Raw genomic sequence first — 12,916 nt, forward strand, 5'->3', positions numbered from 1 at the left:
GAGTTGTTCGGCATGCGCAACCGCTAATTTCAATAAAAACAACCGTTCGCTGCATTCCACAGCAAAACCCCGTCTTATACCCACTTACACACAAGGTTATCCACATCCTGACGGGTAAATGAATTTAGTCGAGCATCGCGCAAACGTTTTCGCTACAATGCCCCGCGACGTCAAGGATGCCCCTTTTGGGGCGTTACCTGAAGCAAGCTGCTTCTTCTATATAGAAGAGAAACGCTAAGCTTGATGTAACGCTCTTATTTACGCGAAACAAAGCCAAGGGATAAAACCACCATGCAACAACGTCGTCCTGTACGCCGCGCTCTGCTGAGTGTCTCAGACAAAGCCGGTATCCTCGAATTTGCTCAGGCACTCTCCAGCCGTGGTGTTGAGCTGCTCTCCACAGGTGGTACTGCTCGCCTGCTGGCAGATGCGGGCCTGCCGGTCACTGAAGTGTCTGACTACACCGGTTTTCCGGAAATGATGGATGGACGCGTCAAAACGCTGCACCCGAAAGTGCATGGCGGCATTCTCGGTCGTCGCGGCCAGGATGATGCCATCATGGCGCAGCACGCCATCAACCCCATCGACATGGTGGTCGTTAACCTCTACCCCTTTGCCCAGACGGTCGCAAAACCGGGTTGTACGCTGGAAGATGCGGTGGAAAACATCGATATCGGCGGCCCGACCATGGTGCGCTCTGCCGCGAAGAACCACAAAGACGTCGCCATTGTGGTGAAGAGCAGCGACTACAGCGCCATCATTGCGGAGCTGGATGCCAATGAAAACTCCCTGACGCTGGCAACCCGTTTCGATCTGGCGATCAAAGCCTTCGAACACACCGCCGCCTACGACAGCATGATTGCCAACTACTTCGGTAGCCTGGTACCGGCTTATCATGGCGAGAGCAAAGAACCAGCAGGCCGCTTCCCACGTACCCTAAACCTTAACTTCATTAAGAAACAGGATATGCGTTATGGCGAGAACAGCCATCAGGACGCAGCTTTCTATATAGAAGAAAACGTCGCAGAAGCCTCAGTGGCGACGGCACAGCAGGTACAGGGTAAAGCGCTCTCCTATAACAACATCGCCGATACTGATGCCGCGCTGGAATGTGTGAAAGAGTTCAGCGAAGCTGCCTGCGTGATTGTGAAACATGCCAACCCCTGTGGTGTAGCTGTAGGCGATTCCATTCTGGATGCCTACGAGCGTGCTTATAAAACCGATCCGACTTCTGCGTTTGGCGGCATCATTGCCTTCAACCGTGAGCTGGACGAAGCGACGGCTCAGGCCATCATCAGCCGCCAGTTTGTCGAAGTGATCATTGCCCCCTCAGCCACCGAATCCGCGCTGAAAGTGACCGCCAGCAAACAGAACGTTCGCGTGCTGGTGTGTGGTCAGTGGCAGAGCCGCGTTGCCGGGCTGGATTTCAAACGCGTTAACGGCGGTTTACTGGTGCAGGATCGCGATCTCGGCATGGTCGACGCCAGCCAGCTGCGCGTCGTAAGCAAACGTCAGCCAACCGAACAGGAACTGCGTGATGCGCTGTTCTGCTGGAAAGTGGCGAAGTTCGTTAAATCCAACGCCATCGTCTATGCGCGTGACAACATGACCATCGGGATAGGCGCGGGTCAGATGAGCCGCGTCTACTCGGCAAAAATCGCCGGGATCAAAGCCGGTGATGAAGGTCTGGAAGTGAAAGGGTCGGCGATGGCCTCTGACGCCTTCTTCCCGTTCCGCGATGGTATTGATGCTGCTGCTGCCGTCGGCGTCACCTGCGTAATCCAGCCGGGCGGTTCGATTCGCGATGATGAAGTGATTGCCGCCGCCGATGAGCACGGCATCGCCATGATCTTTACCGACATGCGTCATTTCCGCCATTAATCGTTTGGAGCGTTACAGATGAAAATTTTAGTGATTGGTAACGGCGGACGTGAACACGCCCTGGCGTGGAAGGCTGCGCAGTCTCCGCTGGTAGAGACCGTATTTGTGGCACCGGGCAATGCTGGCACCGCGCTGGAACCAGCATTGCAGAATGTGGCGATCAGTGCCACTGATGTCCCTGCGCTGCTGGCGTTTGCCCAGCAGGAAAACATCGACCTGACCATCGTCGGCCCGGAAGCGCCGCTGGTGATTGGGGTGGTGGATGCGTTCCGCGCGGCCGGTCTGAAAATTTTTGGCCCAACGCAGGCGGCAGCGCAGCTGGAAGGTTCTAAAGCCTTCACCAAAGATTTCCTTGCCCGCCAGCAGATTCCAACCGCTGAGTATCAGAACTTTACCGAGGTTGAGCCCGCGCTGGCGTACCTGCGCGAGAAAGGCGCACCGATCGTGATCAAAGCAGACGGTCTCGCTGCCGGTAAAGGCGTCATCGTGGCGATGACACTGAAAGAAGCCGAAGATGCCGTGCAGGATATGCTGGCAGGCAACGCTTTCGGCGACGCGGGCCATCGCATCGTGATCGAAGAGTTTCTGGATGGTGAAGAAGCCAGCTTTATCGTGATGGTGGATGGCAACAACGTACTGCCCATGGCCACCAGCCAGGACCATAAACGTGTCGGTGATGGCGATACTGGCCCGAATACCGGCGGTATGGGCGCTTACTCACCGGCTCCGGTGGTGACTGATGAGATCCACCAGCGCGTGATGGATCAGATCATCTGGCCAACCGTGAATGGCATGAAAGCCGAAGGCAACACTTACACCGGCTTCCTGTATGCCGGGCTGATGATCGACAAAGCCGGTCAGCCGAAAGTGATCGAATTCAACTGCCGCTTTGGCGATCCGGAAACCCAGCCGATCATGCTGCGTTTGCAGTCCGATCTGGTGGCGCTGTGCCTGGCGGCCTGTGACGGTAAACTGGATCAGCAGACCTCACAATGGGATCCACGTCCATCGCTGGGTGTGGTGCTGGCGGCTGGCGGTTATCCGGGTGACTACAACACCGGCGACCAGATTCATGGCCTGCCGCTGGAAGAAGTTGCAGATGGTAAGGTTTTCCACGCAGGTACCACCCTCAAAGATGATCTGGTGGTCACCAATGGCGGACGCGTACTGTGCGTCACCGCGCTGGGTGAAGATGTCGCTGCCGCGCAGCAGCGTGCTTATGCGCTGGCTAAGCCTATCTCGTGGGATGGCAGTTTCTGTCGCTACGATATCGGCTATCGCGCCATCAACCGCAAATAATCACAAGGGGCACTCAGTGCCCCTTCTTCATTCCCGTCAGAAATCGCTCTCTTTTGGTTGCCAGCTGCATTCATCCGTTGGGGTGATATGGAGCAACTGTACCCCTTCCGGCGCTTCCAGCCATGCCACCATCAATGACACCGAGGGATCGCGCTGCTGTTGCTGGGTCAGGGCTGCCACCATGCTGCTATCGAAAGGCGCATTAATGACTTTACCTTCACAGGTTCGTACCTGAATCCCGCCCAGCCAGTGCCCCTGGCTCAGCAACACACGTCCATCCAGCAACGCATTGCTCTGCTGTAGCATCCGCTGTGCATCGAAGCGGTACAGTTCCACGCTGTCGCTGCTGACGGCTTCACGTCGCCCGGCCAGTTGCCGCTGCATAAAATTGAGATTGCCTTGCTGATCGAAACGCAACGTGACGGTATCCGGTTGTTTGCCCGCGACCTGTCGTTCCACGTTGGTGAGATTGTTGTTCAGCCAGCTGTAATCGGTGGTCTCCATCGCATCACCATCAAAGGGAATGAAGACGGTACGCATATGAATTGACTGATGGTCGCTGTTTTTGCGCCAGATACGCACTACGCCACGGTCGGCAAGGTAGCCGCTGGCAGTAAAGGCAGGAAGATCAGGAGTGGAGCTGCACCCTACCAGAAGGGCACCACATAACAGAGCGCAGACGCGCTGATGTAAAAGGTTCAGCATGGCAGGCTCCGGCAACAAAAAGGGGCGATGCCGCCCCTCTTTTAAAGCTATACCGCGTCGCGGAAACTTATTTAACAGCGTCTTTCAGCGCTTTACCAGAGACGAACGCCGGTACGTTTGCCGCAGCGATTTTGATCTCTTTGCCAGTCTGCGGGTTGCGACCGGTACGCTCAGCGCGGTGGTTCACTTTAAAAGTACCAAAACCAACCAGTTGTACAGCATCACCATCTTTCAGAGACTCAGTGATCGCAGCCAGAGTAGATTCCAGTGCAGTTTTAGCCTGGGTTTTTGACAGGTCTGCTTTTTCCGCGATCACATCAATCAGTTGAGTCTTGTTCATAAGTTATCCTTAAAGTGTATTTATCGCTTGCTAAGCAACGAGTGCGAGGGAAAAGCCATATTCTGGCACTCTTCAGCCTGCACGCACCGATAGCCACAATTTTCAGCCCCCCAAATGTAGACCAGACAGGGGGCTGATGTGAAGCCTCCAGGCGCGCTAATTCGGGCCTGAAGTCACGTTTTCTCGCCTTATTGCTGAAAAATTATACCGATGTTACTGATTCCCGCTTCGCGCAGGTCAGAACGTAACCCTTTAATTAGTTCAAGGTCGCGCTCTTCGCACTCTGCCAGCAGGCGAAAAATCTCCCACTGCAGATCCCATTCGTCAATAATTGCCTGGTTTTCGCGCAGCTCTTCATCGCTCATTTCGCGCCCAGCCTGGGTCATTTCGAGAATCGCCACGGTAGTGATCGACGTCCGGCTGACCTCAATGGCATGCTCAAGGGTTTCCCCACTCAGCTGCGCATGCAGTACTTCGCTCAATGCCACACAGGCATCAATCGCCGGATGCACACCGTAGATGTCGAAATCATCACCATTAGGGATTGCCGCTTCCAGTTTCTCCAGCTGGCTGTCGAAATTGATTTTGGCGTCTTTGACCGTCAGGCTTTCCCAGACGAGATCGAGCATGCGGCGATAAAGCTGCGGATCTGCGAATTCGGTCTGCTGACAGAAGGCCCAGTAGTTGGGGAACATGCGTTCACACAGACAGGCCATAAAGGTGACGTGCTGCCAGCTTTCCAGCTTCGCCAGACGTAAATGGACGGGGTTCTGTAACATCAAACTTGCTCTCAATAATTTAGCTGGCGGCAGTGTACCGCAAAAGCCGCGCGCAAACAGCGTCAACACGCATTTTGCCTGCGCAGAAAGGCCGGACGACCGGAAGCAACCGCATCCGCCCAGCGCGTCGGCTCAGGTAAACGATAGCCTGCGGTACAGTTTTCCACCCATTGCAGGGCGCTATCGGTGCTGACGCGATGGCCGGTGGAGATAAACAGCGGATTGCAGCGCGCCTTGCTACGCCACACCCAGCCAATCTGCTCATCCTTATCCATCAATGGCTGACGGCTGCCTGGAGCCTCTTCCAGCGCCTCAACATGCCCGCATAAACGCCGCTTCGCCACGCCGATGGTGGGCACATCCACCAGCAAGCCGAAATGCGCGGCAACGCCGAGCCGACGCGGATGCGAGATACCGTGACCATCGACAAATAACAGATCGGGCTGATGAGTGAGTTGCTGCCAGGCCGCCAGCAGGGCGGGCACTTCGCGAAAGGAGAGAAAACCGGGGATATACGGCATGGTGGTACTGATGCGGGCAATCTGATGCTCCACCAGCTGTAACGAGGGGTACTCCAGAATCACCAGCGCGGCGCGTGTGACCTCACCGCCCTGTTCAAAGCCCACATCGGCACCGGCAATCCAGCGGGGCGGCAGCACCTCAAAATCGTCCTGCCGCACCACATCAGCCGCACGCTGTTGCTGTTCCCTGCGTAGCGCCGCTAAATCCATGGTTAACCCTGATGGTAAGGACGGGACAGACGATGCACCGCCTCAACAAAGGCACCGGCGTGCTCCGGTGGCACATCCTGATGGATACCGTGGCCCAGGTTGAAGACGTGGCCTTCCCCGGCACCAAATCCTTCAAGAATGCCCGCTACTTCCTGCTCAATTCGGGCCGGAGGCGCATACAGCATGGACGGATCCATATTGCCTTGCAACGCCACTTTATGACCAACGCGACGACGCGCATCAGCAATATCCGTGGTCCAGTCCAGCCCCAGCGCATCGCAACCGGTTTCTGCCATCGCTTCCAGCCACTGCCCGCCACCTTTGGTGAACAGGGTGATTGGCACGCGGCGGCCTTCGTTTTCATGAAGCACGCTATCGACAATCTTGTGCATGTAGTAAAGCGAGAATTCACGGTAGTCACGGCCGGTCAGCACGCCACCCCAGGTGTCGAATACCATGATCGACTGGGCACCCGCTTTGATCTGCGCGTTCAGATAGAGGATCACGCTGTCTGCCAGTTTATCCAGCAACATATGCAGCGTCTGCGGCTCGGCGTACATCATCTTTTTGATTTTGGTAAACGCCTTGCTGCTGCCGCCTTCGACCATATAGGTCGCCAGCGTCCACGGGCTACCGGAAAAGCCGATCAACGGGACTTCGCCTTTCAGGTTGTGGCGGATGGTACGCACAGCGTTCATCACGTAACCCAGCTCCTGCTCCGGATCGGGCACCGGCAGTTTATCGACATCCGCCCGGCAGGTAATGGGGTGAGAGAAACGCGGGCCTTCACCGGTTTCAAAATACAGGCCCAGCCCCATCGCATCGGGGATGGTGAGGATATCGCTGAAGAGGATGGCCGCATCCAGCGCGTAACGACGCAGCGGTTGCAACGTGACTTCGCACGCCAGCTCAGCATTTTTACACAGCGACATAAAATCACCGGCCTCAGCACGAGTGGCTTTATACTCCGGCAGATAACGCCCGGCTTGTCGCATCATCCATACCGGGGTGATATCCACCGGCTGACGTAACAGGGCACGCAGATAACGATCGTTCTTCAGTTCACTCATAATTGGCTCTCTCACTTGCAGGGCGCCAGTGTAGCATTTTCACATCGCGCTGGCGCGACACTGGGCAACGGTATCTTCAATCAAACGTCGCGCAACGGTGCCGGGCGGGGGTAATAATGGCAGGGCATCGTAGCGGAACCAGCCCGCATCCAGCAGCTCTTTGCCGTCATGTTGCAAATCACCGCCGTCATATTCCGCCATATACGCCATCATCAGCGAATGGGGGAACGGCCACGGTTGTGAGGTCACATAACGCACGTTTTTCACCCGTACATTACTTTCTTCCATCACTTCACGAGCCACCGCCTGTTCGAGGGTTTCACCCACTTCGACAAATCCGGCCAGCACGGTATAAACGTTGTTGCGATGCTTCGCATGGTTTGCCAGCAAAATCTCATCACCACGGCGGATGGCGACAATGATGCAGGGGGCGATTTGCGGGTAATAGCGCTCGCGACAATGGCCGCACAGGCAGGCGAATTCACGTTTGCTTAAATGCATCTCGTGGCCGCAATAGCCGCACCAGCGATGGGAACGATAGAACTCCGCCAGTTGTACGCCGCGCCCGGCAAGCTGGAACAGGCCAACGTCCTCATCAATCAGCTGGCGAACTGACCCCATGTTATCGGGTCGTGATTCACGCACCAGCCAGACATTTTCGCCCTGCCATTCGCCAATCACCATACCGCTGCTGCCCGCCAGGCCAAATTGTTGCGCCGTGCCATGCGGCAACTCCCCCTGCGGTAGCCAAAGTTTTTGTTCATGGCTGACAATCCACCAGCCAGCGTCTACGCTTGAGATCTCACGTTGCATTTAAATCGTCATCCTTAGCGTCTATTCGCAGAATGAACAACTATAACCCACATGGAGCCTCGTATGCTTACTCAGTTAGATGACCTGACCGAGCGTGTAGGCAGCGGTAACGAACTTGTCGATTCATGGTTACGCGCACGTCGTCAGCTGTTGGTTAACTATTATCAGTTGATTGGCATGAAGCCAAAAAAAGACGCGTTAAGCGCCCTCGATGAGCAGGCGCTGGATGCGTTTTGCCACAACCTGGTGGATTATCTTTCGGTTGGTCACTTCAGTATTTATGAGAGGATTATCAATGAGATGCATGGCGACAGCCCCCTGATTGCCGCCGCACAGATTTACCCGTTACTGGAGGCGAATACCGAACGAATGATGCAGCTGTATGATGGTCATCTGCAACAGGCCATCACTGACGACAACTGTGTCACTTTCCAGCAGGCGCTGTCTGAAGTAGGAGAAGTGCTGGAGTCGCGTTTCACGCTGGAAGACAAGCTGGTGCGTCTGGCGTGGGATAATCAGCTGGCACGCCCACGGGTAGCGAATGACAGCCCTGTCGCCCGCCCGGCTTAAATCGCCACTTGTAAAAAACTTGTTATTCGCAAAAAGCCCTTCTATGCTGAGTGGGCTTTTTTGTTTTGCGGTTTACCACACCAGCCGCAAATATTTTCTTGTCGGAGTGCCCATTGGGGCTGAGACCGTTAATTCGGGATCCGCGGAACCTGATCAGGTTAGTACCTGCGAAGGGAACAAGAGTAAACATCATCAGTACGATGCGTGCATCGTTTCTGTTACTCCTTCCGGACTCCGGACAAGCAACTTCCATCATTTACAGGAAAATTGCTATGTCTGTTGCAAAAACTTCTCGCCGTGAACAACGCGCCCAGGCGCAGGAATTTATCGATTCACTGCAAGGCACCGCTTTTCCCAACTCTCAACGTATCTGGATCACCGGCAACCGTGATGACATTCGTGTACCGATGCGCGAAATCCAGCTCAGCCCTACCCTGATCGGCGGCAGCAAAGATAACCCGCAGTATGAACCGAACGAACCGGTGCCGGTGTATGACACCGCCGGTGCCTATGGTGATCCATCGGCGACCATTGATGTACATCAGGGGCTGGCAAAACTGCGCGCGGGCTGGATTGCCGAGCGTGGTGACAGTGAAACCATCGAACAGCTGAGTTCCAGCTACACTCAACAACGGCTGGCGGATGAAGGGCTGGATCATCTGCGGTTTGAACATCTGCCACAACCACGTCGTGCCAAAGCCGGCCATTGCGTGACCCAGTTACACTACGCACGCCAGGGCATCATTACACCGGAAATGGAGTTTATTGCGTTACGCGAAAACATGGGACGGGAGCGTATCCGGGGTGAGGTATTGTTGCAACAGCATCCGGGGTACAGCTTTGGGGCGCATCTGCCTGCCAATATCACCGCTGAATTTGTGCGTCAGGAAGTCGCTGAAGGGCGAGCCATCATTCCCTCCAATATCAACCATCCCGAATCCGAACCGATGATCATTGGCCGTAACTTTCTGGTGAAGGTGAATGCGAACATCGGCAACTCGGCCGTCAGTTCCTCGATTGAAGAAGAGGTGGAGAAGCTGGTGTGGTCAACCCGCTGGGGTGCCGACACCGTGATGGATCTCTCCACTGGCCGTTATATTCATGAAACGCGTGAATGGATTCTGCGCAACAGCCCGGTGCCGATTGGCACTGTACCGATTTATCAGGCGCTGGAGAAAGTGAACGGCGTGGCGGAGGATCTGAACTGGGAAATTTTCCGCGATACGTTGCTGGAACAGGCTGAACAGGGCGTAGACTACTTCACCATCCACGCTGGCGTGCTGCTGCGTTATGTCCCGATGACGGCGAAGCGTCTGACCGGCATCGTTTCGCGTGGCGGTTCGATCATGGCGAAGTGGTGCCTGTCGCATCACCAGGAAAGCTTCCTGTATCTGCACTTCCGCGAGATTTGTGAAATCTGTGCCGCTTATGATGTTGCGCTGTCGCTGGGCGATGGCTTGCGTCCGGGTTCGATTCAGGATGCCAACGATGAAGCGCAATTCGCTGAGCTGCACACCCTGGGCGAGCTGACGAAAATCGCCTGGGAATATGACGTGCAGGTGATGATCGAAGGCCCGGGCCACGTGCCGATGCAAATGATTCGTCGCAATATGACCGAGCAGCTGGAACATTGCCACGAAGCCCCATTCTACACGCTCGGCCCACTGACCACCGATATCGCCCCCGGTTATGACCATTTCACCTCTGGTATTGGTGCTGCGATGATTGGCTGGTTTGGCTGCGCGATGCTGTGCTACGTGACCCCGAAAGAGCATCTGGGATTACCGAATAAAGAAGATGTAAAACAAGGGCTGATTACTTATAAGATCGCCGCCCATGCGGCCGATCTGGCCAAAGGCCATCCAGGTGCCCAGATCCGTGATAACGCCATGTCCAAAGCACGGTTCGAGTTCCGTTGGGAAGATCAGTTCAACCTGGCGCTGGATCCGCACACTGCCCGCGCTTATCACGATGAAACGCTGCCGCAGGAATCGGGCAAAGTGGCACATTTCTGTTCCATGTGTGGTCCAAAATTCTGTTCGATGAAAATCACTCAGGAAGTGCGTGATTTTGCCGCCCGTCAGCAGGCGGAAGCCCAGCCGATTGAAGTGGGTATGGCACAGATGTCAGACGCCTTCCGTAGCCGTGGCGGCGAGCTGTATCATGCTGCCGATGCTTTGAAAGAGGAAAAAGTATGACCACCCCATTTCCCAGTACCGCTCCGCGTTTAGGGCTTTATCCGGTTGTGGACAGTGTTGAGTGGATTGCCCGTTTACTGGAAGCGGGTGTACGCACCATTCAGCTACGAATTAAGGATTGCGAGGATCACGAAGTTGAGGACGCGGTGCGCGATGCCATCGCGCTCGGTAAACAATATCGCGCCCGGTTATTTATCAATGATTACTGGAGATTGGCGATTCGCTATAACGCCTATGGCGTGCATCTGGGTCAGGAGGACCTGGATGTGGCCGATCTGGATGCTATTCGCCAGGCGGGTTTACGACTTGGCTTATCCACCCATGACGATGCCGAGCTGGATCGGGCGCTGGCTGTACGTCCCTCTTATATCGCGCTGGGACATATCTTCCCAACGCAGACCAAAGAGATGCCGTCTGAGCCGCAAGGCATTACCGAGCTGAAACGTCATCTGGCGAGGCTGGAAGGCATTTCAACCGTGGCGATTGGCGGCATCTCGCTGGCACGCGCGCCTGAAGTGCTGGCTACGGGCGTGGGGAGCATCGCGGTCGTCAGTGCCATCACCCAGGCACAAGACTGGCGAGCCGCCACGCGTGAGTTGCTTGCTCTGGCGGGGGTCCAGCCCACAGAATGATTGAGGCTGTAGCGGCGCGATTTATCGCGCCGCTACGAAAAGGTGATGTCGTCAATCCGCCAGCATTTCGGCACTACAGGCCAGTATCGCATGTTCCACCGCGGCCCCCACCAGCGCGATCGCCTGCTCAGTCGCCTCATTGATTGGCAATGCATAATTCAGACGCAGGCAGTTGCGATACTTACCTGAGGCCGAAAACAATGAACCCACCGCCACCTGAATTTTTGACTCTCGAAGTTCAGCATTCAGGCGTACGGCATCAAAGGCTTCAGGTAGTTCGATCCACATCAGGAAACTCCCCTGGGGGCGCGATACGCAAATGCCACAGGGAAAATAGTGGCGGACCCAGCAGCTCAACGTCTCGTAATTGCGTTGATACACCTGACGCATGCGGCGCAGGTGCGGCAAGTAATGCCCCTGGCGAATAAACTCTGCCACCACATGCTGCGTCACGGTGGCCGATGAACCGGTACTGATATATTTCATATGCAGTACGCGTTCACGGTAGCGCCCTGGCGCAACCCAGCCGACACGCAGGCCTGGTGACAATGTTTTGGAAAATGAACTACATAACAGCACGCGCCCATCCATATCCAGCGATTTAATGCTGATGGGACGGGGATATTCCCACGCCAGCTCACCATACACATCGTCTTCAATAATTGCGGCATCAAAGCGTTGTGCCAGCGTCAGCAGCGCACGTTTACGCGCTTCCGGCATGATAAAACCCAGTGGGTTATTACAATTGGGCACCACCACTACGGCTTTGATCGGCCACTGTTCAAACGCCAGTTCCAGCGCTTCGAGGCTGATGCCGGTCACCGAGTCGGTAGGGATCTCAATCACGCGGATGCCAAAACCACGCAATGTCTGCATGGTGCCGTGGAAAGTCGGTGATTCCACCGCAATGATGTCACCAGGCTGGCAAACGGCACGGATAGATACCGACAACGCTTCATGGCAGCCGGTGGTGATCACGATATCGTCAGCGGTAAGCTGGCAGCCGCTATCGATCGTCAGACGGGCGACCTGCTCGCGCAGCGCTGCGATGCCCAACAGGGAGTCATAATTCAGCAGGTTAATATCCTGCTTCTGCGCCATGCGAGCATGAATCTTCCATAACGGTTTAAGGGTGGGCTGTGTCAGATCCGGGATACCGCTGCCTAACTGAATGACGTCGCCCTCAATGCGGCTACTGAGCAGTTCCAGTACCGATTCCCACTGGGTGATTTCTACCGGCCGCTGGGCGGGGCGCGTGATTGCAGGAACAGGCGGCGTGGCTTTGCGGGTAGCAACGAAATAACCGGAACGCGGCTGCGGCACAATCAACTGCTTCTCCTCCAGCACATGGTAGGCCTGCTGAACGGTACTGATGCTGACGCCGTGTTCAATGCTTAGCGTACGCACCGACGGCAGTCGCTCACCGCTACGATACAGCCCCTGCTCAATGCGGTCAGAAAGCAGGCAAGCCAGATGCTGGTAACGCGTCATCGTATGCCTCACATGATTTTAATCTGGAAGAAACCAGTACAGATGAGGATAATTTTTACCATTCAGATCCATCACAATGCAATCTGTATGTTGAATAAATGTGTTTTTTGAATCTGTATTGAAACGATCGAAAACCGGACAATGCTTCTCAGACATCATACCGAGGGCAGGATAATGGAATTCGATCAAAACCGTGCGGCAAGACCTTTCAATATAACGTTGCTGGATATGTTGCGTGCACTGCGGCAACTGGTGAAGTCCTGGCGTTTACGCCGGGAAACCCGACGCATACTGTCGCACCTGAGCGATACGCAGCTGCGCGATATCGGCTTAACGCGCGGTGACATAGACCGCCGGAACTGAGAATACAGACGAAAAAAAACCCTGCCGAGGCAGGGTTTTTTATT

General features: G+C 55.4%; 13 protein-coding genes and 1 riboswitch. Of the genes, 6 read left to right on the top strand and 7 right to left on the bottom strand.

Annotated features, from left to right (window positions below; genetic code table 11):
- Nucleotides 1-291 precede the first annotated feature (291 nt).
- Nucleotides 292-1,881, top strand: coding sequence for a bifunctional phosphoribosylaminoimidazolecarboxamide formyltransferase/IMP cyclohydrolase (gene purH / locus PW844_RS19075; protein ID WP_299455281.1), 1,590 nt, complete (start codon nucleotides 292-294; stop codon nucleotides 1,879-1,881).
- Nucleotides 1,882-1,899: 18 nt separating this feature from the next.
- On the top strand, nucleotides 1,900-3,180 hold the full coding sequence (gene purD, locus PW844_RS19080) for a phosphoribosylamine--glycine ligase (RefSeq protein ID WP_299455284.1): 1,281 nt from the start codon (nucleotides 1,900-1,902) through the stop codon (nucleotides 3,178-3,180).
- Nucleotides 3,181-3,216: 36 nt separating this feature from the next.
- Here purD and PW844_RS19085 read toward each other — a convergent pair whose 3' ends face one another.
- The 6 genes from PW844_RS19085 to nudC form a co-directional block, all read right to left on the bottom strand.
- Nucleotides 3,217-3,885 (bottom strand): DUF1481 domain-containing protein, encoded by a 669-nt coding sequence (locus tag PW844_RS19085; protein WP_299455287.1) that lies wholly within the window; start codon nucleotides 3,883-3,885, stop codon nucleotides 3,217-3,219.
- 67 nt (nucleotides 3,886-3,952) lie between these two features.
- Nucleotides 3,953-4,225 (bottom strand): nucleoid-associated protein HU-alpha, encoded by a 273-nt coding sequence (gene hupA / locus PW844_RS19090; RefSeq protein ID WP_013507416.1) that lies wholly within the window; start codon nucleotides 4,223-4,225, stop codon nucleotides 3,953-3,955.
- Between the two features lie 188 nt (nucleotides 4,226-4,413).
- Entirely contained in the window at nucleotides 4,414-5,004 is a 591-nt protein-coding gene (locus PW844_RS19095) for a YjaG family protein (protein ID WP_299455291.1), read from the bottom strand.
- Nucleotides 5,005-5,066: 62 nt separating this feature from the next.
- A complete protein-coding gene (gene nfi / locus PW844_RS19100; protein ID WP_299455294.1) occupies nucleotides 5,067-5,735 on the bottom strand; it encodes a deoxyribonuclease V in 669 nt (222 codons plus the stop codon).
- A gap of 2 nt (nucleotides 5,736-5,737) precedes the next feature.
- On the bottom strand, nucleotides 5,738-6,805 hold the full coding sequence (gene hemE / locus PW844_RS19105) for a uroporphyrinogen decarboxylase (RefSeq protein ID WP_084871763.1): 1,068 nt from the start codon (nucleotides 6,803-6,805) through the stop codon (nucleotides 5,738-5,740).
- A gap of 39 nt (nucleotides 6,806-6,844) precedes the next feature.
- Entirely contained in the window at nucleotides 6,845-7,618 is a 774-nt protein-coding gene (nudC, locus tag PW844_RS19110) for an NAD(+) diphosphatase (RefSeq protein ID WP_299455299.1), read from the bottom strand.
- A gap of 63 nt (nucleotides 7,619-7,681) precedes the next feature.
- Here nudC and rsd point away from each other — a divergent pair, with 63 nt between their 5' ends.
- From rsd to thiE, 3 genes are all read left to right on the top strand, one after another.
- Nucleotides 7,682-8,188 (top strand): sigma D regulator, encoded by a 507-nt coding sequence (gene rsd, locus PW844_RS19115; RefSeq protein ID WP_299455302.1) that lies wholly within the window; start codon nucleotides 7,682-7,684, stop codon nucleotides 8,186-8,188.
- Nucleotides 8,189-8,280: 92 nt separating this feature from the next.
- Nucleotides 8,281-8,381: riboswitch (TPP riboswitch) on the top strand.
- 79 nt (nucleotides 8,382-8,460) lie between these two features.
- Nucleotides 8,461-10,386, top strand: coding sequence for a phosphomethylpyrimidine synthase ThiC (thiC, locus tag PW844_RS19120; RefSeq protein ID WP_299455305.1), 1,926 nt, complete (start codon nucleotides 8,461-8,463; stop codon nucleotides 10,384-10,386).
- On the top strand, nucleotides 10,383-11,018 hold the full coding sequence (gene thiE, locus PW844_RS19125; protein WP_299455308.1) for a thiamine phosphate synthase: 636 nt from the start codon (nucleotides 10,383-10,385) through the stop codon (nucleotides 11,016-11,018). Before thiC ends, thiE begins: the two co-directional genes overlap by 4 nt.
- Before the next feature lie 51 nt (nucleotides 11,019-11,069).
- On the opposite strand, the gene PW844_RS19130 is transcribed toward thiE, so the two are convergent.
- Nucleotides 11,070-12,509, bottom strand: coding sequence for a PLP-dependent aminotransferase family protein (locus PW844_RS19130; protein WP_299455310.1), 1,440 nt, complete (start codon nucleotides 12,507-12,509; stop codon nucleotides 11,070-11,072).
- A gap of 174 nt (nucleotides 12,510-12,683) precedes the next feature.
- Here PW844_RS19130 and PW844_RS19135 point away from each other — a divergent pair, with 174 nt between their 5' ends.
- Complete coding sequence (locus PW844_RS19135) at nucleotides 12,684-12,872, top strand: DUF1127 domain-containing protein (protein ID WP_084871757.1); 189 nt, start codon at nucleotides 12,684-12,686, stop codon at nucleotides 12,870-12,872.
- Nucleotides 12,873-12,916 lie beyond the last annotated feature (44 nt).

The sequence above is a fragment of the Pantoea sp. genome, assembly GCF_028283705.1.
Classification (GTDB): domain Bacteria; phylum Pseudomonadota; class Gammaproteobacteria; order Enterobacterales; family Enterobacteriaceae; genus Pantoea.

Bases quoted from the DNA above. Each gene is read 5' to 3' on its own strand.
- purH (WP_299455281.1), top strand. From the start codon at position 292: ATGCAACAACGTCGTCCTGTACGCCGCGCTCTGCTGAGTGTCTCAGAC.
- purD (WP_299455284.1), top strand. From the start codon at position 1,900: ATGAAAATTTTAGTGATTGGTAACGGCGGACGTGAACACGCCCTGGCG.
- PW844_RS19085 (WP_299455287.1), bottom strand. From the start codon at position 3,885: ATGCTGAACCTTTTACATCAGCGCGTCTGCGCTCTGTTATGTGGTGCC.
- hupA (WP_013507416.1), bottom strand. From the start codon at position 4,225: ATGAACAAGACTCAACTGATTGATGTGATCGCGGAAAAAGCAGACCTG.
- PW844_RS19095 (WP_299455291.1), bottom strand. From the start codon at position 5,004: ATGTTACAGAACCCCGTCCATTTACGTCTGGCGAAGCTGGAAAGCTGG.
- nfi (WP_299455294.1), bottom strand. From the start codon at position 5,735: ATGGATTTAGCGGCGCTACGCAGGGAACAGCAACAGCGTGCGGCTGAT.
- hemE (WP_084871763.1), bottom strand. From the start codon at position 6,805: ATGAGTGAACTGAAGAACGATCGTTATCTGCGTGCCCTGTTACGTCAG.
- nudC (WP_299455299.1), bottom strand. From the start codon at position 7,618: ATGCAACGTGAGATCTCAAGCGTAGACGCTGGCTGGTGGATTGTCAGC.
- rsd (WP_299455302.1), top strand. From the start codon at position 7,682: ATGCTTACTCAGTTAGATGACCTGACCGAGCGTGTAGGCAGCGGTAAC.
- thiC (WP_299455305.1), top strand. From the start codon at position 8,461: ATGTCTGTTGCAAAAACTTCTCGCCGTGAACAACGCGCCCAGGCGCAG.
- thiE (WP_299455308.1), top strand. From the start codon at position 10,383: ATGACCACCCCATTTCCCAGTACCGCTCCGCGTTTAGGGCTTTATCCG.
- PW844_RS19130 (WP_299455310.1), bottom strand. From the start codon at position 12,509: ATGACGCGTTACCAGCATCTGGCTTGCCTGCTTTCTGACCGCATTGAG.
- PW844_RS19135 (WP_084871757.1), top strand. From the start codon at position 12,684: ATGGAATTCGATCAAAACCGTGCGGCAAGACCTTTCAATATAACGTTG.